At 72.1% G+C, this 21,664-nt stretch carries 17 protein-coding genes, 1 rRNA gene and 1 riboswitch; of the genes, 4 read left to right on the forward strand and 14 right to left on the reverse strand.

Translation table 11 applies throughout. The annotated features are described in order from the left end of the window. Positions 1 to 3: 3 nt before the first annotated feature. Positions 4 to 1,509, reverse strand: coding sequence for a glutamate--cysteine ligase (locus ACFY0X_RS32985; protein ID WP_387760138.1), 1,506 nt, complete (start codon positions 1,507 to 1,509; stop codon positions 4 to 6). Positions 1,510 to 1,886: 377 nt separating this feature from the next. On the opposite strand from ACFY0X_RS32985, the gene ACFY0X_RS32990 reads away from it, so the two are divergent. Beyond that, a complete protein-coding gene (locus ACFY0X_RS32990) occupies positions 1,887 to 2,459 on the forward strand; it encodes a hypothetical protein (protein ID WP_387760122.1) in 573 nt (190 codons plus the stop codon). A gap of 458 nt (positions 2,460 to 2,917) precedes the next feature. Further along, positions 2,918 to 3,109 carry a DUF5999 family protein gene (locus ACFY0X_RS32995; RefSeq protein ID WP_188300053.1) on the forward strand — a complete coding sequence of 64 codons (192 nt, stop codon included), beginning with the start codon at positions 2,918 to 2,920 and terminating at the stop codon, positions 3,107 to 3,109. A gap of 121 nt (positions 3,110 to 3,230) precedes the next feature. Here the strand turns inward: ACFY0X_RS32995 and gcvP are convergent, their stop codons facing one another. Continuing rightward, positions 3,231 to 6,131 (reverse strand): aminomethyl-transferring glycine dehydrogenase, encoded by a 2,901-nt coding sequence (gene gcvP / locus ACFY0X_RS33000; protein ID WP_387760124.1) that lies wholly within the window; start codon positions 6,129 to 6,131, stop codon positions 3,231 to 3,233. A 237-nt stretch (positions 6,132 to 6,368) separates the two neighbouring features. Next, a riboswitch (glycine riboswitch) is annotated at positions 6,369 to 6,472 on the reverse strand. Positions 6,473 to 6,696: 224 nt separating this feature from the next. Between gcvP and ACFY0X_RS33005 the strand changes: the two genes are divergently transcribed. Beyond that, positions 6,697 to 7,866, forward strand: a complete 1,170-nt coding sequence (locus ACFY0X_RS33005; RefSeq protein WP_387760125.1) for a PRC and DUF2382 domain-containing protein — start codon at positions 6,697 to 6,699, stop codon at positions 7,864 to 7,866. A gap of 158 nt (positions 7,867 to 8,024) precedes the next feature. After that, positions 8,025 to 9,521 carry an MFS transporter gene (locus ACFY0X_RS33010; protein ID WP_387760126.1) on the forward strand — a complete coding sequence of 499 codons (1,497 nt, stop codon included), beginning with the start codon at positions 8,025 to 8,027 and terminating at the stop codon, positions 9,519 to 9,521. A gap of 141 nt (positions 9,522 to 9,662) precedes the next feature. On the opposite strand, the gene ACFY0X_RS33015 is transcribed toward ACFY0X_RS33010, so the two are convergent. The 12 genes from ACFY0X_RS33015 to rrf all read right to left on the reverse strand — a co-directional run. Continuing rightward, entirely contained in the window at positions 9,663 to 11,078 is a 1,416-nt protein-coding gene (locus ACFY0X_RS33015) for a DNA polymerase IV (RefSeq protein WP_387760127.1), read from the reverse strand. 63 nt (positions 11,079 to 11,141) lie between these two features. Next, on the reverse strand, positions 11,142 to 11,864 hold the full coding sequence (locus tag ACFY0X_RS33020) for a vancomycin high temperature exclusion protein (protein ID WP_387760129.1): 723 nt from the start codon (positions 11,862 to 11,864) through the stop codon (positions 11,142 to 11,144). 94 nt (positions 11,865 to 11,958) lie between these two features. Beyond that, entirely contained in the window at positions 11,959 to 12,603 is a 645-nt protein-coding gene (locus ACFY0X_RS33025) for a MerR family transcriptional regulator (RefSeq protein WP_387760130.1), read from the reverse strand. Positions 12,604 to 12,826: 223 nt separating this feature from the next. Continuing rightward, a complete protein-coding gene (locus ACFY0X_RS33030; protein ID WP_030062493.1) occupies positions 12,827 to 13,303 on the reverse strand; it encodes a bifunctional nuclease family protein in 477 nt (158 codons plus the stop codon). A 97-nt stretch (positions 13,304 to 13,400) separates the two neighbouring features. Next, positions 13,401 to 14,096: a MerR family transcriptional regulator gene (locus ACFY0X_RS33035; protein ID WP_387760140.1), complete on the reverse strand. Its 696-nt coding sequence runs from the start codon at positions 14,094 to 14,096 to the stop codon at positions 13,401 to 13,403. 179 nt (positions 14,097 to 14,275) lie between these two features. Beyond that, positions 14,276 to 15,154 (reverse strand): FHA domain-containing protein, encoded by an 879-nt coding sequence (locus ACFY0X_RS33040; protein ID WP_387760131.1) that lies wholly within the window; start codon positions 15,152 to 15,154, stop codon positions 14,276 to 14,278. A 229-nt stretch (positions 15,155 to 15,383) separates the two neighbouring features. Next, the gene (locus tag ACFY0X_RS33045; RefSeq protein WP_387760142.1) at positions 15,384 to 16,337 is read right to left on the reverse strand and encodes a DUF881 domain-containing protein; all 954 of its coding nucleotides are present in this window, start codon (positions 16,335 to 16,337) and stop codon (positions 15,384 to 15,386) included. 292 nt (positions 16,338 to 16,629) lie between these two features. Continuing rightward, complete coding sequence (locus ACFY0X_RS33050; RefSeq protein ID WP_030062488.1) at positions 16,630 to 16,962, reverse strand: small basic family protein; 333 nt, start codon at positions 16,960 to 16,962, stop codon at positions 16,630 to 16,632. Beyond that, positions 16,959 to 18,041, reverse strand: coding sequence for a DUF881 domain-containing protein (locus ACFY0X_RS33055; RefSeq protein ID WP_387760133.1), 1,083 nt, complete (start codon positions 18,039 to 18,041; stop codon positions 16,959 to 16,961). Before ACFY0X_RS33055 ends, ACFY0X_RS33050 begins: the two co-directional genes overlap by 4 nt. 190 nt (positions 18,042 to 18,231) lie before the next feature. After that, entirely contained in the window at positions 18,232 to 20,727 is a 2,496-nt protein-coding gene (locus ACFY0X_RS33060; RefSeq protein ID WP_387760135.1) for a sugar phosphate nucleotidyltransferase, read from the reverse strand. A 124-nt stretch (positions 20,728 to 20,851) separates the two neighbouring features. After that, entirely contained in the window at positions 20,852 to 21,472 is a 621-nt protein-coding gene (locus ACFY0X_RS33065) for a CDP-alcohol phosphatidyltransferase family protein (RefSeq protein ID WP_387760136.1), read from the reverse strand. Between the two features lie 100 nt (positions 21,473 to 21,572). Further along, positions 21,573 to 21,664 (reverse strand): 5S ribosomal RNA (rrf, locus tag ACFY0X_RS33070); the annotation flags it as partial.

The raw sequence follows: 21,664 nt of genomic DNA on the forward strand, positions 1-21,664 counted from the left end.
GTCTCAGCCCACCGGCCAGGTGTGCACCGGCTCGCCGCCGCGCATGTGCTCGGCGTAGCGCCTGGTCATCGCCGCGAGCGCGGCCGGCCGGTCCATCCCGTACTGCTCGCGCAGCCGGTGGAAGGTCGCGGCCTGCCAGGACGCGCCGTTGGTGCGGCGCAGGCAGCGCTGCTCGATGATGCCCAGGTAGCGGTCCCGGTCGGCGGGCTCCACACCCCACTCGTCGAGGCCCTGGTAGGCCATCGGCAGCAGCTCGTTCAGCACCAGGTCGACGGCGGACACGGTCTGCAGCCCGCCGCCGCGCCCGGCCCGGCCGGGGCGCGGCCACTGGAACACCGCGTCGATGCCGTACCGGGCGCCCTGCTGGAAGTTCTCGTCCGCCCGCTCGAACGGCAGCCGGGTCCAGATCGGCCGGGGCTGCTCGGCGAGCACCCGCACCAGCCCGTAGTAGAAGGCGGCGTTGGCCAGCGTGTCGGCGACCGTCGGCCCGGCCGGCAGCGCCCGGTTCTCCACCCGCAGGTGCGCCACCCCGCCCGCGACGTCGTACACCGGGCGGTTCCAGCGGTAGATGGTGCCGTTGTGCAGCCGCATCTCGGCGAGCCTGGGCGCGCCGCCGGAGGCCAGCACCTTCAGCGGGTCCTCGTCGTCGCAGATCGGCAGCAGTGCGGGGAAGTACTTCAGGTTCTCCTCGAACAGGTCGTACGCCGAGTCCACCCAGCGCTCGCCGAACCAGGTGATCGGGCGCACGCCCTGCGCCTTGAGCTCCGCCGTACGGGTGTCGCAGGCCTGCTGGAAGAGCACCGGACGGGTCTCCCGCCACAGCTCCCGGCCGAACAGGAAGGGCGAGTTGGCGCCGAGCGCGAGTTGCGGCCCGCAGATCGCCTGGGCCGCGTTCCAGACCGAGGAGAACCGCTCCGGCGTCACCTGGAGGTGCAGTTGGAGCGAGGTGGCGGCGGCCTCGGCCACCATGGTGATCGACTCCAGCTGGAGGTGCTCGACCCCCTCGATGTCCAGTGCGATGTCCTCCCCGCGGGCGGCCAGGATCTGGTCGCTGAGCAGGCTGTACCGCTGGTTGTGGCTCATCGCGTCCAGCCCGGTGTGGGCGTGCTCCAGAGTCGGCAGGATGCCCACCATCACGATCCGGGCGCCCACCTCGGCCGCCCGCCGGTCGGCGTAGCGCAGCCCGGTGTCGATCTCCTCGCGCAGGTCCTCGAAGACGTGCCCGCAGAGCCGGTGCGGCGTGATGTTGACCTCGATGTTGAACCGGCCCAGCTCGGTCTGGAAGTCGCTGGAGGCGATCGAGCTCAGCACCTGCGCGTTGTTCATGGCCGGCAGGCCCTGCTCGTCGGCCAGGTTGAGCTCGATCTCCAGGCCCACCACGGCTCGCGGCCGGTCGAACCGGTCCTCCTGGAGCATCCGTCCGAGCGCTTCGAGACAGGCGTGGAGCTTGCGCCGGTACTGCTGCCGGTCCGCCAGTTCCGCCCGAGTCGCCACGACCTTCTCGCCCACGGTCCCCTCCTCCAGAGCCACCCCGTCGAGCACCCGGTCGACCGACCGTGCAAGCATCATGCCCACCTCGAAGATCGATACCCGAATGCGCGTACTGGCTTGCATTGCAAGGCATCTGACGGAAAATCAGAGGAACTGTGGACTTGCCCGGCACCACTGCCTGTGATAAACAGATCACCCTGCGCACCTGTTCGAATTCGCACAGCGCCCTGGCCGGCCCGCCCCGCTCCGAACCCCACGTCGACGGCGGCGACCGTGCCGGGCACCGCGATCCTGCACAACCGGACACGGCCGGGCCCCGTCATCGAGGACGCGTCGCCCGCCACGCCGGTATGCCGCACTCGCACGCCGATCTCGCTAGGAGAGGCGGACCCGCCATGACTCTGCAACCCCCCCAGCCCCCACCGAGCGCCCTGCGCGCGGTCCTGGGCGCGCTCGACTCGGAGACCGCACTGCGCCAGCCCGCCGCCGCAGCCCTGCGCCATCCGACCGGCCCACTGCTCCCCGCCCACCCGCTCGCGGTGCACGTCCTGGACGGCCCGCGGCCGGAGCTGCCGGCCGCCCGCCGCACCGGCTGGCGCTTCCTGATCAAGGACGGCGCCGAGGTGGCCGCCGCCGCCGAGGTGGTGCAGAGCGCCGAGGGCCACAGCTTCTCCCACTTCACCGCCGGCCCCTACCTCGACTCGACGGTCCGGGCGCTGCGCGAGGCCTGGCAGCTCGCCCAGAGCTCCCGGACCCGCCAGCAGCCCCGGCTGCTGACCTTCCCCGGCCAGTACGCCACGGCGCTGTGGCTGCACAGCCCCGACGCCGGCCCGGCCGCCGACCTGCTGATCCCGCTGGCCCCGGCCCCGCTCGGCGTCACCGCCCACCGCGCCTACCCGGCCGCCGAGCTGCTGCCGCTGCTCGTCCGCGCCCCGCTCCCCCGGCCGCTGCTGCTGGGCTCCTCCTGACACCCGCCGACGACCCCGAGGGCCGCCGGGCCCACCCGCCCGACGGCCCTCGACCGCGCCCGCGCACCCTCCCGACGACCCCGGCGGCCCCCCGCGCACCCTCCCGGCCCGCCCCGAAGCCCCTCACCCGATCGGTGACCACCCGAACGGGCCATCGGGCATGGCCCCATCGGACCATGCCCCGGCTGACCCACTGGTGCGTCTTTTCCCGTCGGCCCCACCTGAACGGGTGATCTCTGCCCGGGAGTTGTGGCGCATGTCACGAAATCCCTGCGCGCGGGTCGCAGGATGCCGACACTGGGAACCAGCGTGGAAGGACCACCTGTCCTACCCACTTGAACGCCGGTCCACACCTGGCCGGCGTGCGGACAGGATCCGACCACCGCGGCGGTTCCGGACGGTACGACCTCCGGCGCCGCACCACGGGGAGGATCGCAGAGCGAAGCGAGGGTACGCGTATGTGCCAGCACCGTCCTGAGTGCCCGTCGGCCGAGTCCGAGGACCGCGAGGCGGCCGCGTCGGTGGCCCGCCACCCGGAGCAGGGCTGGAGCCTGCTCTGCAACGGCGTCGTCCTGTTCGAGGACACCGGGGAACTGCTGCCCGACGGCCGGGTGATCGCCCCGCGCCGCCCCGTCGCCCACGCGGCCTGACCACCCGGTCCGTCCGGACGGCGGGGGCAGCCGCCGACTCGACCGGCGCAACGGGCAGGGCCCCGGCGGAAACTCCGCCGGGGCCCTGCCGTCCGACCCGGACCTCCGGAGCCCGGTCCGGTCAGACGCCGTACTCGTCCAGCGGCGGGCAGGAGCAGACCAGATTGCGGTCGCCGTACGCGCCGTCGATCCGGCTCACCGGCGGCCAGTACTTGTCGGCCGGGTTCACACCCGCCGGGAAGACCGCCTCCTGCCGCGAGTAGCCGTGCGCCCAGTCGCCGGCCAGCGTGGCGGCGGTGTGCGGGGCGTTGCGCAGCGGGTTGTCGTCGGCCGCCCACTCGCCCGAGCCGACCTTGTCGATCTCGGCCCGGATGGTGATCATCGCGTCGCAGAACCGGTCGATCTCGTGCAGGTCCTCGGACTCGGTCGGCTCGATCATCAGCGTGCCGGCCACCGGGAACGACATCGTCGGCGCGTGGAAGCCGTAGTCGATCAGGCGCTTGGCGATGTCGTCCACCGTCACGCCCGTCTCCTTGGTCAGCGGGCGCAGGTCGATGATGCACTCGTGCGCGACCAGCCCGCCCGGGCCGGTGTAGAGCACCGGGAAGTGCGGCGCCAGGCGCTTGGCGATGTAGTTGGCGTTCAGCACCGCGACCTGGGTCGCACGCTTGAGGCCCTCGCCGCCCATCAGCCGGACGTACGCCCAGGAGATCGGCAGGATGGCCGCCGAGCCCCACGGCGCGGCCGAGATCGGGCCGACGCCGGTGGCCGGGCCGGCCTCCTCCTGCAGCGGGTGGTTCGGCAGGTACGGCGCCAGGTGGGCGCGCACCGCGACCGGGCCGACGCCCGGGCCGCCACCGCCGTGCGGGATGCAGAAGGTCTTGTGCAGGTTCAGGTGCGAGACGTCCGCGCCGAACTTGCCCGGCTTGGCGAGGCCGACCAGGGCGTTCAGGTTGGCGCCGTCCACGTACACCTGGCCGCCGGCCTCGTGCACCAGGGCGCAGATGTCGGTGATCTGGGTCTCGTACACGCCGTGGGTGGACGGGTAGGTGACCATCAGCACGGCGAGGTTGTCGCGGTGCTGCTCGATCTTGGCCTTCAGGTCGTCGACGTCCACGTCGCCGTCGACCAGGGTCTTCACCACGACCACGCGCATGCCGGCCATCACCGCGGAGGCCGCGTTGGTGCCGTGCGCCGAGGACGGGATCAGGCAGACGTCGCGCTGGGTGTCGCCGTTGGCGTGGTGGTAGGCGCGCACGGCCAGCAGGCCGGCCAGCTCGCCCTGCGAGCCCGCGTTCGGCTGGATCGACACGGCGTCGTAGCCGGTCACCTCGGCCAGCTGCTGCTCCAGCTGGCGGATCAGGGTCAGGTAGCCCTGGGCCTGGTCGATCGGCGCGAAGGGGTGCAGCTGGCCGAACTCCGGCCAGGTCACCGCCTCCATCTCGGTGGTCGCGTTGAGCTTCATGGTGCAGGAGCCCAGCGGGATCATGCCGCGGTCCAGCGCGTAGTCCCGGTCCGACAGGCGGCGCAGGTAGCGCAGCATGGCGGTCTCCGAGCGGTGGCTGTGGAAGACCGGGTGGGTCAGGTACTCGTCCTCGCGCAGCAACCCGGCGGGCAGCGCGTCGGCGGCCTCGGCGACCTCGACGGCGGGGACGCCGAACGCGGCCCAGACGCCGGCCAGGTGCTCGCGGGTGGTGGTCTCGTCGGTGGAGACGGAGATCCGGTCCTCGCCGTCCTGGTACAGGTTGATGCCGTTGGCGCGGGCGGCGGCGGCGATCTCGGCGGCGCGGCCCGGGACGACGGCGGTGACGGTGTCGAAGAACTCGCCGTGCAGCAGCTCGACGCCGCCGGCCCGCAGGCCCTCGGCGAGGGCGGCGGCGTAGCGGTGGGTACGGCGGGCGATGTCGGCCAGGCCGTCCGGGCCGTGGTAGACGGCGTACATCGAGGCCATCACGGCGAGCAGCACCTGGGCGGTGCAGATGTTGCTGGTGGCCTTCTCGCGGCGGATGTGCTGCTCGCGGGTCTGCAGCGCCAGGCGGTAGGCGCGGTTGCCGTCGGCGTCGACGGAGACGCCGACCAGGCGGCCGGGCAGCGAGCGGGCGTACTCGGCGCGCACCGACAGGTAGCCGGCGTGCGGGCCGCCGAAGCCCATCGGGACACCGAAGCGCTGCGAGGTGCCGCAGGCGATGTCGGCGCCCAGCGAGCCCGGGGACTTGAGCAGGGTCAGCGCGAGCAGGTCGGCGGCGACGGCGACGATCGCGCCCAGGCCGTGCGCCTGCTCGATCACCGGGGCGAGGTCGCGGACCACGCCGGTGGCGCCCGGGTACTGGAGCAGCACGCCGAAGACGCCGCGCTCGGCGATCTCGGCCGGGATGCCCTCGGACAGGTCGGCGACGACGACCTCGACGCCGGTCGGCACCGCGCGGGTGTTGATCACCGCGACGGTCTGCGGCAGGGTCTCGGCGTCGACCAGGAAGACACCGCCCTTGACCTTGGTGACGCGGCGGGCCAGCGCCATCGCCTCGGCGGCCGCGGTGCCCTCGTCCAGCAGCGAGGAGCCGGAGGTCGGCAGGCCGGTCAGGTCGGAGACCACGGTCTGGAAGTTGAGCAGCGCCTCCAGGCGGCCCTGCGAGATCTCCGGCTGGTACGGGGTGTAGGCGGTGTACCAGGCCGGGTTCTCCATGACGTTGCGCAGGACCACCGGCGGGGTGAAGGTGCCGTAGTAGCCCAGGCCGATCATCGGCTGGAGCACCTGGTTGCGGCCGGCCAGCTCGCGCAGCTCGGCGAGGACCTGGGCCTCGGTCCGGCCCGCGGGCAGGTCCAGGGCGGTGATGGAACGGATCGCCTCGGGCACCGCGGTGGCCGCGAGCTCGTCCAGCGAGCCGTAGCCGACGGACGCCAGCATCTTCTCCTGCGCGGCGGCGTCGGGGCCGATGTGGCGGTTCTCGAAGGGGCTGGCCAGCTCAAGCTCGGTGAGGGTCGAGGCGCTGGTGGGGCGTCCCGCGTTCGGCTGGGCGTTCATGGTGGTCGAGGCCTCCTGGTCACGGACCGGCGGGGGTACGCACGCCGGCCGGCCGTCGCCGCTGCGCACAGCGGACGAACCGGGGCGGGCGGACCCGACAGGCCTCCCCCTCTGTCATCGGGACCTGAGAGCTTCACCCGCACGGAGCGCTGTGGCACCCCGCCGGCTTGCACCGTCGGTGAGGGTGGTGATCGCCGGCTCCCATGCCGACACTCCTGCCCTGCTTTCCAGAGTGACCTACCCCACACGGTACGGATGCCTGAGAGATTCCGGGGAGGAGTTGCTCCTTCGGCGCTCCGACCAGCGGTTTTCGCGGTCGGAGACTCTCCCGAGCGGGCTCTGCGGTCGCCGCCCAGGGTACCAGCGGGAGGCCCTCCGATCACGGGTGCGTCAGGTCACTCGGGGTCTACGCGCGTCCCCCGGACGGTCCAGCGCGCCGCCCGTCCGGGCGCACCCCGGTAGCGACCGCCCGATTCATGGCTTTTGGTGTGAAGTGGCGACCGGCACGGGTGCTCCGGCCGCCTTTCTGCGGGACTTCCGCAGGCTCAGCGCACGGGAGGAAAGAGTGCAGACCGACATCGACCCACGGGACCTCATCGGTCACAAGGCCGTCGACCGCAACGGAGACAAGATCGGCACGGTCGACGAGGTCTACCTGGACGACGCCACCGGCCGGCCGGAGTGGGCCGCGGTCCGGACCGGCATCTTCGGCCGGGACGCCTTCGTCCCACTGACCACGAGCGAGTTCTCCGGTGAGGAACTCCGGGTGCCGTACGACAAGTCGCTGGTGAAGGAGTCGCCGGACTTCGGCGTCGGCCAGCACCTGTCCCCCGCCCAGGAGCTCCAGCTCTACCGCTACTACGGGCTCGACACCTCGATGGACGGCCGCCCGAACGGCGAGAACGGCAGCCACGCCAAGCAGCCCGACCTCGACTTCGGCACCACGGCAGCCGCCGCCACCACCACCGCGGCGGCCCCGGCCAAGCCGCTCACCTTCCACACCCCCGAGCGCTCGCCCGAGCCGGCCCCGGCCAGGACCCCGGTTCCCACCGCCGCCGCGCCCGGCTCCACCGCCCCGACCCTCACCGCCCCCACCGTCGCCGACACCACCAGGACCGCCCCGGAGGCCGACATGCGGACCCTCAGCACTCCCTCGGCCGCCACCTCCACGACCGCCCCGCCCACCACCCCGTCCGTGGCGCCCGCCATGGAGCCGAGGCCGCACTCGCAGCCGGCCCCCGCGCCCGCCCCCACCACGACCACCGCCGCGAACACCGGCTCCGCCCCCAGCGGCCCGGTCGAGATCACCTGCCGCGAGGAGCGGCTGGAGATCACCACCGAGTGGCACACCCTCGGCACCGCGAAGCTGCGCAAGTACGTGACGACCGAACAGGTCGAGCGCCGCGTCCCGGTGGTCCGCGAGCGCGTCCGGGTCGAACGGATGCCGGTCAGCGAGGCCGAGCGTGCCGCGCTCACCGAGAAGGACATCGCCGAGGCCGTCGAGGAGGTCACCATCCGCGAGGAACGCCCGGTGGTCCACAAGCACCTCGCCCCCATCGAGCGGGTCCGCCTGATCGTCGAGCGGTACACCACCGAGGAGACGGTCCGGGAGGAGCTCCGCCGCGAGCACGTCGAAGTCCATGACACCACCGCCGGCCAGGCCCACGGCTCGCCGACCGACTCGACCCCGGCCGCCGCCTCGTCCCGCCCGGCTCCCGTACGGCCGCTCGTCTGACAACACCCCCGACAAGGGCCCCGGACACCGTCCGGGGCCCTTGTCGCGTACCGGACCGTTCGCCTTTGCCAAAGCTTAACCACTCGATATTTGACACTCTGAAGTATCACCCGGCATGGTTACTTCAGTTCATTCACTATGTACGAGAGGAAGCAACCGTGAGTGAGGCACCACAGCCCACCACCGCGGCCGAGAAGCAGAGCAGCGCCCGGGTCCTGCCGGCCCTCATCCTGGCGATGCTGTCGTTCAGCGTGGTGCAGACCGCGGTCGTCCCGATCCTGCCCTCGCTGGCCAAGGAACTGAACGTCTCCGCGTCCAGCATCACCTGGCTGATGACCGCCAACCTGCTCTCCGCAGCCGTGCTGACTCCTCTCCTGGGCCGCTTCGGCGACCTCCGGGGCCGCAAGCCGATGCTGCTGATCTCGCTGGCCGGCCTGGTCGCCGGTTCGGCGCTGGCGGTCAGCACCCACTCCTTCACCTGGCTGGTCGTCGCCCGCGTCCTCCAGGGCGCCGGCGGTGGCGTCCTGCCGCTGGCGATCAGCATCGTCCGTGACGAGCTGCCCAAGGAGAAGGTCACCGGCGGCGTCGCCGCCATCAGCGCCTCGATGGGCGTCGGCTCCGGCCTCGGCCTGGTCGCCACCGGCCTCCTGCTGGAGCACTGGGACTACAAGTCGATCTTCTGGATGGGCCTGCTCTTCGGCCTGCTCGCGGTCGCCCTGGTCGCCTTCCGCGTCCCGACCGACCCGGTCACCGACAAGGAGGGCGGCGCCGACCCGCTGGGTGCGATCACCCTGGCCGGCTGGCTCTCCGCGCTGCTGGTCGCGGTCAGCCAGGGCAACCACTGGGGCTGGACCTCCAACAAGACGCTCGGCCTGTTCGCCGTCGCCGCCGTGGTCGCCCTCGTCTGGGGGATCATCGAGACCAAGGTCGCGCACCCGCTGGTGGACATGAAGATGATGGCCCGTCCGGCCGTCGCCTTCACCAACGTGGCCGGCCTGCTCATCGGCTTCGGCATGTACGGCTCCTTCATGGTCATCAGCAACTTCGCCCAGACCCCGGAGAAGCTGACCCACTACGGCTTCACCGCCACCGTGCTGCACGCCGGCATCATGCTGCTGCCGTCCGCGATCGGCTCGATGGTCGCCGCCCCGGTCGGCGCCCTGCTGATCGCCCGTCGCGGCCCGCGCCTGCCGCTGGTCCTCGGTGGCGTCCTCGGCGCCGTCGCGATGGCCTACCTGGCCGTGCGCCACGGGCGCGAGGGTGACATCTACACCGCCTCGGCGATCTTCGGTCTCGGCGTCGGCCTCGCCTTCGCCGCGATGCCCGCCTACATCAACGGCGCCGTCCCGGCCGAGCAGAGCGGCATCGCCAACGGCATGAACTCCGTGCTGCGCACGGTCGGTGGCGCGATCGGCACCGCCGTCATGGCAGCCATCCTGACCGGCGACCTCATGAAGCTGCCGCCGCAGATCCCGCTCTCCCTGCCCACCCTGGACGCCTACAAGCACGCGTTCTGGACCGCGGCCGTCGTCTGCATCGTCGCCGGCGTCGTCCCGTTCCTGATCCGCGGCGCCAAGTCGGCCGCCACCCCGGCCGTCGTCGGCGGCTCGGCCCAGCAGGACTCCAGCCCCGCGCTGGTCAAGACCGACGCCTGACGAGGCGTCCGGCCCCCGCGCCCAGGGACAGGGCGCGGGGCCCGGCCTCCGTGCGTCGCGAGGGCATCACGAACGTACGGGGTCCGGCACGGTGATCGGCCCCACCCGGTACTCCCCCACCGGGTGGGGCCGCTTCGCGTCTCAGGCCCCCTCGGCCGGACCGCCGTCCGCGCCCGCCGCGCCGTCCGCCTCCTCGTCCTGCCGCAGCGGCAGCGCGCGGGACGGTTCGAGCGCGGGGTCGTCCACCGCGAAGGTCCGCACCCGCCCCGGCCCGCTCCACGGCGTCTCGAACCGTACGGTGACCCTCCCGACGCCACTGCCCTGCACCCAGCCCGGCCCGAACTCCTCGTGCCGGACGTCCTGCCCTGGCATCCAGCGCCGCACCACGACGGCCTCCGGCTCCTCCTCGGCCTCCACCGCCTCGGCCGCCGCCTCCACCTGCTCCGCGGCCTCCTCCCGCAGCGCCTGGGCGAACAGGTCCTCCTGGGTGTAGTCGGCGAGTTGGGCGACGCCCACGCCGAGCAGCCGGACCCCGCCGGTGATGTCCACCTGCTCGGCCAGCCGGCGCGCGGTCGCGGTGATCACCGTCTCGTCGTCGGTGGGGCCGCCCAGCGTCTCCGAGCGGGTCAGCGTCGAGAAGTCGAACCGCCGCACCTTGAGCACCACCGTCCGCCCCGAGCGCCCGGCCGCCCGCAGCCGCCGCACGCAGCGGCCGGCCAGCGCCTCCACCTCGCGCAGCACCCGCTCCCGGTCGGCCAGGTCCACCTCGTAGGTGTCCTCCACCGACACGGACTTGGCGTCCTGGTCGGCGACCACCGGCCGGTCGTCCAGCCCTATGGACATCTGGAAGATCCCGGCGCCGTGCGCCCGCCCGACCAGCTGCACCAGCTCCGCCTCCCCCGCCTCCGCGAGGTCGGCCACCGTGTTCAGCCCGGCCCGGCGCAGCACCTGCTCGGTGGCCGGCCCGATTCCGGGCAGCGCCCGGACCGGCATCGGGCCGAGCACGGCCCGCTCCTCCCCGGGCTCGATCATCACGAGGCCGTCCGGCTTGGCCTGCTCGGAGGCGATCTTGGCCATCAGCTTGGACCCGGCCGCCCCGACCGAGCCGGTCAGCCCGGTCAGCCGGTGGATGTCCGCCCGCAGGTCCTCCGCCAGCGCCAGCACCAGCTGCTCGCCGGTCTCGTGGTCCGCGTCCAGCAGCGCCGGGCCGTACGGGCCGGCCTCCAGGTCCACGAAGGCCTCGTCCAGGCTGAGCGGCTGCACCAGCGGGGACAGCTGCCGCAGCAGGCCCATCACGATCTCGCTGTTCTGCCGGTAGGCCTCGAACCGCCCCGAGAGGAAGGCGGCGTTGGGGCAGAGCCGGCGCGCCTGGGCCATCGGCATCGCCGAGTGCACCCCGAACCTGCGCGCCTCGTACGAGGCCGTGGAGACCACCCCGCGGCCGCCGAGCCCGCCGACGATGACCGGCTTGCCGCGCAGGCTCGGCTTGGCCGCCTGCTCCACCGCCGCGAAGAAGGCGTCCATGTCGAGGTGGATGATGCTCGGCAGAGATCGCACCCGCCGATCATCGCGTACGGGTCCGACAGTGCGTACGAACCCGGCCGGACGCCTGCCCGGCCGCTACCTCCTCGCCGCCTCCGCCAGCGCCTTCGGGATGCCGTCCTCGGTCGGCCCGAGGAACAGCGGGTCCGGCCGCAGCCAGGCATCGGCCGCCGCCTTGCCCGCCCCGGCGACCTCCCGCAGTCCGCCGTACAGCCAGGTCGCGTCGTGCAGTTCCGGCACTCCGACCGCGTAGGAGCGGATGCCCGCCGCCTCGCACAGCGCCAGCGCCCGGCGGACGTGGAAGTCCTGGCTCACCAGCACCGCGTGGTCCACCCCGAAGATCCGGCGCGCCCTGGTGCAGGAGTCCCAGGTGTCGAAGCCCGCGTAGTCCCGCACCACCCGGTCCTCGGGCACCCCGTGCGCCGTCAGGTAGGTGTACATCGCGTCGGGCTCGTCGTACTCGACCCGCCCGTTGTCACCGGTCACCAGGATGGCCTGCACCTTCCCCTCCCGGTACAGGTCCAGCGCCGCGACCAGCCGGTGCTCCAGGTACGGCGAGGGCTTGCCCTGGTCCAGCCCTGCGCCGAAGACCACCGCGACCGGAGCGGCGGGCGCGCTCGCCACGGTGCCCACCCGGTCCCCGGCGGCGCACCACACCCAGGCGCTCGGCGCCAGCGCCAGCGAGCAGAGCACCGTTGCGACCTGGAACACCCTGCGCTGGGTCCGCCGCTGCCGCAGCCGCGTCGCCAGCAGACCGGCCCTGCGCCGCAGCAGCCCCGATATCCCGGTGCCGACCTCCACGCGCCCTCCCTCGATCACGTCAACCAGGGAACACGACGGGGCCGCGGGTCCGGACGGTTCCCCGTCCGGGCCCGCGGCCCCGTCGAACGCGTGCTCAGACCGCCCGGTTGCGCCGCTGGGCGAGCTCGTCGGCCGGGTCGTGCCCGACCAGGGTCTCGCCGGTGTCGGTGCGCTCGGCGTGCAGCCGCCCTAGGGTGAGCTCCAGCTCCTGCCGGACCGCTCCCACCGCGATGCCGAACACCCCCTGACCGCCCTTCAGCAGGTCCACCACCTGCTGCGGCGTGGTGCACTCGTACACCGTCGCGCCGTCGCACATCAGCGTCATCCCGGCCAGGTCGGCCTGGTCGGCGGTCTGGAGGTGGGCGACGGCCACCCGGATGTTCTGCAGCGAGACACCCGCGTCGAGCAGCCGCTTCACGATCTTCAGCAGCAGGATGTCGCGGAAGCTGTAGAGCCGCTGGCTGGTCGACGGGTACGCGGTGCGGACGCTGGGCTCCAGCAGTCCGGTGCGGGCCCAGTAGTCCAGCTGGCGGTAGGTGATGCCGGCCGCCGCACAGGCCGTCGGGCCCCGGAAGCCGAGGAGGTCGGACGTCGGGGACAGCCGCTCGATGGCCGGCTGGCCCGGTTGCACGGCCGGGAACCTGCCCAGCCGGGGGAGGTCCGTGACGGAACGAGCGGTGCGCGGCATGTGCACGGCGCACCGGCCTCCCACGGCCGCGTCATCGCCGGTGCTTCTCATGCCTGCCTCCGTCCACTTGTGCTGCGGGCAACCCGACTGCGGGCATCGGCCACCCGGACAGCCACTCCTGACGGTAGGCAGTCCCCTATGACCCGTCAACGATCGCCACGCCGGGCCAGACAAACCACATCACTCAGGAGAGTGGTTTTTCGTGCCCCTAGTGTGGGTAGATGGACGGTTTTTGGCAAAACGGTGGGCCAACTGGCCGCACGGTCGGGCCCCGCTACTGCGGACCGCCGCCCCCGAAGTCCTCGGGCGACACCTGGTCGAGGAACTCGCGGAACTTCTCGACCTCGTCCTCCTGCTCGTCCGGGATCGCGATGCCCGCCTCGGCGAGCACCTCCTCGCTCCCGTAGATCGGCGTGCCGGTGCGCAGCGCCAGCGCTATGGCGTCGGACGGCCGGGCGCTCACCTCGACCCCGCCGGCGAACACCAGCTCGGCGTAGAACACGCCCTCCCGCAGGTCGGTGATCCGGACCTCGGTGAGCTGCTGGCCGAGCGCCTCCAGGACGTCCTTGAAGAGGTCGTGCGTCAGCGGGCGCACCGGCGTCATGCCCTGCTGGGCGAAGGCGATCGCGGTCGCCTCGCCGGGGCCGATCCAGATCGGCAGGTAGCGATCTCCCCCGACCTCCCGCAGCAGCACGATCGGCTGGTTGGAAGGCATCTCCACTCGGACACCCACGACGTCGAGCTCATTCACACAGGCAACCCTATGGCTCCGCTCCCGGATATGAAAGCGCAGGGCCGACGCCGCTGGTCAGCGCGGTGCAGCCGGTGCCGCCGGGGCATCGGCACCGCTAGCCCCGGGTCCGCAGACCGGCCTGGACCATCGCCGCGTGCAGCCGCACGGACAGCGTGGCGAGTTCCCGGGCGGTGGCCTCCGCGTGGGCCCTGGTCTGCGGGTTCCGGTGCCGGCGCAACGGCGCCACCACCTGCTCCACCAGCGCGATCTCGCGGTCCGCCGCCGCCTTCATGGCCCGCAGGTGCCGGGGCTCCAGCCCGTACCGGCCGAGCTCGGCGACCAGCCGGGCCACCTGGAGCGCCTCGCCGTCGTAGCCGCCGTCCGGGCCCGGCGCGACCAGCCCGTAGGACTCCCACTCGGCCAGCTCCGGCTCCCCGGCCTCGGCCGCCGCCAGCAGCTCGGCGCGCCCCAGCCGGACGCCGGAGGGCACCTCGCCGACGGCCACCAGTTCCCGGTCCGCCTCCTCCAGCGGGCCGGGCCGGGTGTCGGCGGCGGAGGGCAGCGCGGGCGGGCTCTCGCCGCGCTCGATGGCGTCCAGGTGCTCGCGGATCACCCGCAGTGGCAGGTAGTGGTCCCGCTGCATGCGCAGGACGTAGGCCAGCCGCTCGACGTCGGCCGGACTGAACTTTCGGTACCCCGAGGGCGTGCGCTGCGGCTCGACCAGCCCCTCCGCCTCCAGGAAGCGGATCTTGGAGATGGTGACCTCGGGGAAGTCGTCGCGTAGGAAGGCCAGCACCGCGCCGATGCTCAGCAGTTCGTCGGCGGCCCGCCGGCGCCCGGCGGGCCGCTCCGCGCGGACCGGCCGGCGCGGGCCCGCGACCACCCCGCGCCCGCCGCGGTCCGCCTGCGGACCGGACGCGGTGGGGGTGGCCGCCCCGAGAGAAGAGGAGGGGGAATTCGTATTCACTCGGGCTCCCGCCGACGTCGCTTTCAGTACCCCCGGTTGTGGCCGGCGAAGAACACCAGCCGGTACTTCCCGATCTGCACCTCGTCGCCGTTGTTCAGCGACACCTCGTCGATCCGCTCCCGGTTCACGTAGGTGCCGTTGAGGCTGCCCACGTCCGCGACGCTGAAGCCGGCCGGGGTGCGGCGGAACTCCACGTGGCGGCGCGAGACCGTGACGTCGTCCAGGAAGATGTCACCCTGCGGGTGACGACCCGCCGTGGTGACGTCCGAGTCCAGCAGGAAGCGGCTGCCGGAGTTCGGACCGCGCTGCACGATCAGCAGGGCCGAGCCCGGCGGCAGCGCGTCGATCGCCGACAGCACCTCGGCCGACAGGGCCGGCGTGGCCCCGGTGCCGGTCGTGGTGGTGGGGTCGTACGACTCCAGGCCGGAGATGGAGATGGTCGACGTGGTCTCCGCAGCCCCCTCCGGGAGCAGGCCACCGCGCAGCGCCGTACCGCAGTTGGAACAGAACCGCGCCGAGGCCGGGTTCTGGTTGCCGCACCTGGGGCACGGAGTGGGGCCAGCCATGTTCACAGCCTCCTGGCGCGGCACACCCGACGGGTTGTGCCCGGCGTACGGATCCGGGGCAAACCCTCCACCAGAGGTTGAGGGTCCTGACGGGAAACCTATGCGCGGCTCGCCGGAGGGGTCAACCGACGCGCCGTAGCCCGCCGGATTCCCGGCGTACTGGGCGGCTCCGCCGTCCCGGTACAGCTGCTGGCCGTACGGCGCGGCCTCGGGGGCCGGGCGCATGCCCGGCACCGCGGGCTCGTCCTCCGGCCGGCGGTGACGCGCGGTGGGCGCCTCGACGGCGGCGGCGTCACGGCCCTTGTTGCGACCGAACAACTTCGAGAAGAAACTCACGGGCGAATCCCCTTGCGTGTGACAGACCCGCCCGCGGGGCAGGGTGAGAACCTCGGACATGCTGCGAGCCCGGTCTTCGCGGCTCGGGCCCGCCGGAGTGGCACTCCGGCGGCTGGTACTGCGGTTGTTGCTCCGGAGCGTACCGGTGCGAACCAGTCTCGCCCATGTGACGGCGGCGCCCCGCAGCGGGTGCCGCCCGCCCTTGACGGGCCGTTCGCCGGGCGCCCCGTCACTTCGAAGCCGGCTTGGCGTACTGCGGCGCCTTCGGGTCCACGAGGGCGTCGACGACCACCTTCTGCTGCTGGGTGATCGTCGCCCGCGCCTGGTGGCTCTCCAGCGTACGGACGACACCCCCCGGGATGTTCAGCGCGGGGGTCAGATCCTGCGGGTTCCCCACGACCGTGAAGCGGTAGGGCTGTGAGACCTTCTTCCCGTCGATCTGCACCCCACCGGCCGACAGGTCGGTGAAGTAGGTGTTGACCACCACGCGCACATCGTTGATCTGAATCGCCTCCGCCCCCGCCGCTCGAAGTTCTTGCAGGGTGTCCAGCAGCATATCCGCCTTCACCTGCCCTTGGGGATCATCGACCGTGAGTACGATGCCCGGACCAGTGGCCTTGACGGTACCGGCGAGCACACCGAGTTCCGTCGCCTTCTTCCTGGTCTGCTCCTGGGCCTCCTTGGCCTGGTTGGAGCTGTTCTCCAGCTTCGCCAGGGACTGCTCCAGCTCCGCCTTCTCCTGCTGGAGACGCTGCTGACGGCTGTCCAGTTCGTCGAGGATCCGCACCAGGTCCTCCTGGCGGGCCCCGCGCAGCTGACTGTGGTGGTCGTTGGTCGACCGCACCTGGATCGCCAGCCCCAGGCCGAGCGAGAACAGCAGCAGTGCCACCACCAGCTGCCCGCGCGACAGCCGCGGCGGCCAGAGCGCCGCCTTCAGGCGCCGCCGGCCGGCGTTCCGCTCCGCGACGGGCTCGGGCTCGGGCGTGGGCTCGGGCTCGGCTGCCGCTTCCGGTTCGGGGTCCGCTTCCGGCGCAGGCCTGGGCTCGGGCTCAGCGGCGGGCGCGGGCACCGGTACGGACACGGGCACCGGCACGGTCTTCGCCTCGGCCCCGGGCCCGGACTCCGGTTCGGCCTCCGGCGCCGCCTCGGGCGCCGGTCCGGGGATCTTGGTGAGCCGCAGCATCGGCTCGGGCACCGAACCGGCCTCAAGCTCAGCCTCAGACTCCTCCGCCGCCGCCTCGGCCCCGGCGGTTTCGCCGGCGGTCTCCCCGGCCGACTCAGCAGCCCCGGCCGGGTCCGCCGCGCCCTCCGGCCCGGGCTCCCCGTCCGGCTCCCGCTCAGGTGCGTCCACGGCCTTCTCGACGGGCTTCGCAACCGACTTCCCGTCCGCCTTCCCGTCCGACGAGCCGCCCGGCTGCCCGGCGGCCGGCTCGACCGCCGCCGTCTCCCGCTTCTCCGCCGCCTCGCGGCCGGGCTCAGGCACGGAAGACATGGCGCCGGATCGCGGCGGCGTTGGAGAAGATGCGGATGCCGAGGACGACGACCACACCGGTGGACAGCTGCGAGCCGACGCCCAGCTGGTCGCCGAGGAAGACGATCAGCGCCGCGACCACCACGTTCGACAGGAACGAGACGATGAACACCTTGTCGTTGAAGATCCCGTCGAGCATCGCCCGGACACCGCCGAACACGGCGTCCAGCGCCGCCACCACCGCGATCGGCAGGTACGGCACGACGGCGTCCGGCACCTCGGGTTGGACGAAGAGGCCGACGACCACCCCGATCACAAGACCCAGTACGGCAATCACGGTCTGGCTGCTCCTGTCCCTGTCGGGGTCTTGGTGGTTCCGGTCGGCGGACGCCGCTTGGCGGTGGAGGTACTGCTCGTGGGGGTCGGCGAGACGGTCGCGGACGGCGAGGCCGGTGGTGGGACCGACGCGCCGGGGCTCTCCTGGGTTCCGGCCGACGGCGTGCCGACCGGAGCCGGCGGAGTCGCCGTGGGCGAGGCCTCGGGCGTCACCGGCTGCGCGGTCCGCAGCGTCACGCCCACCGCCGCCGGCAGCGTCAGGTTCTTCTGCACCGAGAGCGTCGACTTGATGCCGTACTGCTCCTGGAGCAGTCGCAGGTACTGCCCGGCCATGTCCTTCTCGAAGGCGTTGAGGAGCTTCGAGCCGTCCCCGATCGCCTGGACGCTGTACGGCGGCACCAGCGGCCGGTTGTCCACCAGCACCGCCTCGCCCGCCGCCCGGATCGCGGACAGCGCGGTCAGCCGCTGGCCGTTGATCGCGATCGCCTCGGCCCCGGAACCCCAGAGGCCGTTCACCACCAGTTGCAGGTCGCGGTCCCGCAGCCGGCCGCTGTTGGAGAAGCCCTGCCCGGCGCGCGGGTCGACGTTGCCGCCCAGGCCGGTGCCCGCGGCGTCCTCCAGGACCAGCTTCACGCCGGGCCCGGTGACCTCGCCCAGTCCCACGGCCCCGGTCACCCCGCCCGGATCGGCGTCCCCCGAGGCCAGTGCCTGCTGCTGGGTGCTGTCGACCTTGAGCCGCAGCTGCTGCACCTGCTTCTGCAGCCGGTCGGCCGAGGTGTTGCTGTCGTTGATCCGGTGGATCAGCGCGTCCCGCTCCTTGGCCAGCGACGGCTCGGCCTTGTGCGCGTTCACCGCACCCACCGTCACCACCGCGCCGACCAGCGCCAGCCCGGCGCCCAGCGTGAGCAGGCCCTGCAGGGTTCCGGGCATCCGGCTGTCGCGGGCCCCGCCGCGCGCGGCGGCCGCCTCCGCGTAGCCCTCGTCGAGGCTGTGGTCCATCACGTTGGTCAGCAGGGACATCGAGGCGTCCGGACGGTTGTACCGTCCGTTCGGGGCACTCGGCGTCGGCGTCGCTGGCATGGAGACCATCGTCCCACGCCGCCGAGCGGGCCCGTGCACGGCCCCTGAGCTGCACACACGCTGCACACATGACGGAAAGTGACGGATTGTTCCGAATGGTGCGAAAACGGACGGCGGGGCGCACGAATCACACCGTGCGCCCCGCCGTTCGAAGCAGTTCCGGATTCAGGCCGTGCTCAGCTCCGGGCCGTCACCGCCCCGCTCCGTCGACCACGGCGGCCCACTCGTCCAGCAGCGCCTCGGTGGCCTCGTCGTCCGGGCCCTCCGCCCACAGGTGGGTGACCGCCTCGGCCGGATCCGGCAGCACCAGCGTCCAGCGCCCGTCCGTCTCGACCACCCGGACGCCGTCGGTGGTGTCCAGCCGACGGCTGCCGGCAGCCTCCACCACCGAGCGCATGACCATGCCCTTGGCCGCCCACGGCGTCGCGATGTCCCGGCGCCGGATGTGCGCCTGCGGAATCCGCGCGTCGATCTGGCTCAGCGTGAGCTGGGTCCGGGCCACCAGGCCGACCAGCCGGACGAACGCCGCGGCGCCGTCCAGCACGCCGCTGAACTCCGGCACCACGAAGCCGCCGCGCCCGTCCCCGCCGAACACCGTGCCCTCGGCGGAGGCCGCCTTCGCGAGGTCGTCCGGCGTCGTCGTGGTCCAGGTGACCTGGGTGCCGTGGTACGCGGCGACCTGCTCGGCGATCCGGGTCGTGGTGACCGGCAATGCCACCTGCCCGCTGCGCCGCTCGGCCGCGACCAGGTCCAGCAGCACCAGCAGCGCCCGGTCGTCGTCGATCACCCGGCCGAGCTCGTCCACGAACGCGACGCGCTCGCCCACCGGATCGAACCGCACCCCGAAGGCCGCCCGCGAGGAGGCCACGAGCTCGCCGAGCCTGGCCAGCCCGGCCCGCCGCGTCTCCGCGTCCTCGGTCGGCCGCGCCTCGTCCAGCCCGCTGGAGACGGTGAGCGCCTCGACCCCGAGCCGGCCGAGGATGCTCGGCAGCACGAGGCCCGCGCTGCCGTGCGCGGTGTCCACGACCACCTTCAGCCCGGCCTCCCGGACGCCGGTGGTGTCCACCGTCCGCAGCAGGTTGCCCGCGTAGGAGTCGAAGACGCTGGACGGGAAGGTCAGGTCCCCGATCTCGCCGGGGAAGGCCCGCCGGAACTCCTGGCGCGCGTAGACGCGGTCGAGCTTGCGCTGGCCGGCCTGGGAGAGGTCCGCCCCGCGCTCGTCGAAGAAGAGGATGTCCAGCGAGTCCGGCACACCGGGCGTGGTCCGCAGGAAGATGCCGCCCGCGCTCCCCCGCGCCGTGTGCTGCCGGGCCACCGGCATGGGCACGTTCTCGAGGTCGCGGACGTCGATCGCGGAGGTCTGGAGCGCCGAGATCATCGCCCGTTTGAGGGCACGCGCACCACGCGAGTGGTCACGCGCGATGGTGACGGTCGCGCCCTTCTTCAACGTCGTCGCGTACGCCCCCGCCAGCCGCACGGCCAGCTCCGGGGTGATCTCGACGTTCAGGACGCCCGAGACGCCGCGGACCCCGAAGAGGTGCTCCTGGCCGCGCGACTCCCAGATCACCGAGGTGTTGACGACGGCGCCGGCCTCGATGGTCTTGAACGGGTAGACCCGGACGTTCGCCCCGATGATCGACTCCTCGCCGACCAGGCACTCGTCCCCGATCACCGCGCCGTCCTCGATCCGCGCGGCCCGCATCACGTCGGTGTTCTTGCCGACCACGCAGCCCCGCAGATTGCTCTGCGGCCCGACGTACACGTTGTCGTGCACCACCGCCTTGTGCAGGAACGCGCCGCGCTTGACGACCACGTTGCTGCCCAGCACGGTGTGCTCACGGATCTCCGCGCCGGCCTCGACCTTGGCGTAGTCCCCGATGTACAGCGGCCCGCGCAGCACGGCGTCCGGGTCCACCTCGGCGCCCTCGGCCACCCAGACCCCCGGGGAGATCTCGAAGCCGTCGAGCTCGACGTCGACCTTGCCCTCCAGGACGTCCGCCTGGGCCTTGCCGTAGCTCTCGTGAGTGCCCACGTCCTCCCAGTAGCCCTCGGCGACGTAGCCGTAGACCCGCTTGCCCTCCTTCAACAGCTGCGGGAAGACGTCGCTCGACCAGTCGACGGACTCACCCGCCGCGACGTAGTCGAAGACCTCGGGTTCCATCACGTAGATACCGGTGTTCACAGTGTCGGAGAAGACCTGCCCCCAGGTCGGCTTCTCCAGGAACCGCTCCACCCTCCCCTCGTCGTCCGTGATCGTGATGCCGAACTCCAGCGGGTTCGGCACCCTCGTCAGACAGACGGTGACCAGAGCGTCCTTGCTGCGGTGAAAGTCGATCAATTCCGAGAGATCGAAGTCGGTCAGCGCGTCACCGGAGATCACCAGAAAGGAATCGTCCTTGAGCGCGTCCTCGGCGTTCTTGACACTCCCCGCAGTGCCCAGTGGCGTCTCCTCGTGGGCATAGGTCAGATGCATGCCCAACTCTTCGCCGTCACCGAAATAGTTCTTGACCAGCGATGCCAGGAACTGCACGGTGACGACTGTGTCGGAGAGGCCGTGCCGCTTCAGCAGCCGAAGCACGTGCTCCATGATCGGCCTGTTGGCGACCGGAAGCAGCGGCTTCGGCATGCTGGAGGTCATCGGGCGGAGTCGGGTGCCCTCGCCCCCTGCCATTACAACGGCTTTCATTACGGGTGCGTCCTCCTTCGCGGTGGTGGACCAGCAGGTCCATCAAACCGTTCCAGAAGGTTGTCTACCCGGAAGATATCGTCCGACGCACCGATGAGGCGTGGGGCTTCTCTCAGATCAGGTCTCAGACTGTGGACGCCGAGCCCGCGGTGCTGCCCCGGACGATCCGCCGCGCCTGGACCGCGTAAAGAATCGCGGCCCACCAGTACAGCGTCGTCCCCCACCAGATGAAGGCCCAGCTCACCACTTCGGCCGGCCGGGCGATCCAGCTGTCCACACTGCCGAGCAGCAGAAGCGGAAACGCGTACATCAGGTTGAAGGTCGCGGCCTTCCCCAGGAAACTCACCTGGAGCGGGCCGTAGCCGTGCCGGTTCAGAATCGGCAGCAGCGCGGCGATGAATACCTCACGGGCCAACAGGATCGCGGTGAGCCACCACGGCAGGATCTCACGCCAGGTCAATCCGACCAGCGTGGAAAGCACATAGAGCCGGTCGGCCAACGGGTCGAGCAGCTGCCCCACCCGGCTGATCTGTCCCCACCGCCGGGCGAGCTTTCCGTCCAGGTAGTCGCTGACCCCGCTCAGCGCCAGGATCAGCAGTGCCCAACCGTCGTTGTTGGGCCCGTCGAAGACCGGCCACAGGATGAGCCAGAGAAACAGCGGAACACCGACCAGCCGGCCCATGCTCAGCATGTTGGGGATGGTGAGGACGCGATCGGTCTGGACCCGCGTCTCCTGGACCTCCACCCGGGGGCCCTCCTGTCCGGTACGACGACAATTGCATGTTGACCCTACAACAGAGAAGCCCCCGACCGGTTCACCCGGCGGGGGCTTCTCTAGAAGAATTGTTCGGCGGCGTCCTACTCTCCCACAGGGTCCCCCCTGCAGTACCATCGGCGCTGTAAGGCTTAGCTTCCGGGTTCGGAATGTAACCGGGCG

The organism is Kitasatospora sp. NPDC001547 (assembly GCF_042894165.1).
Lineage (GTDB): Bacteria > Actinomycetota > Actinomycetes > Streptomycetales > Streptomycetaceae > Kitasatospora.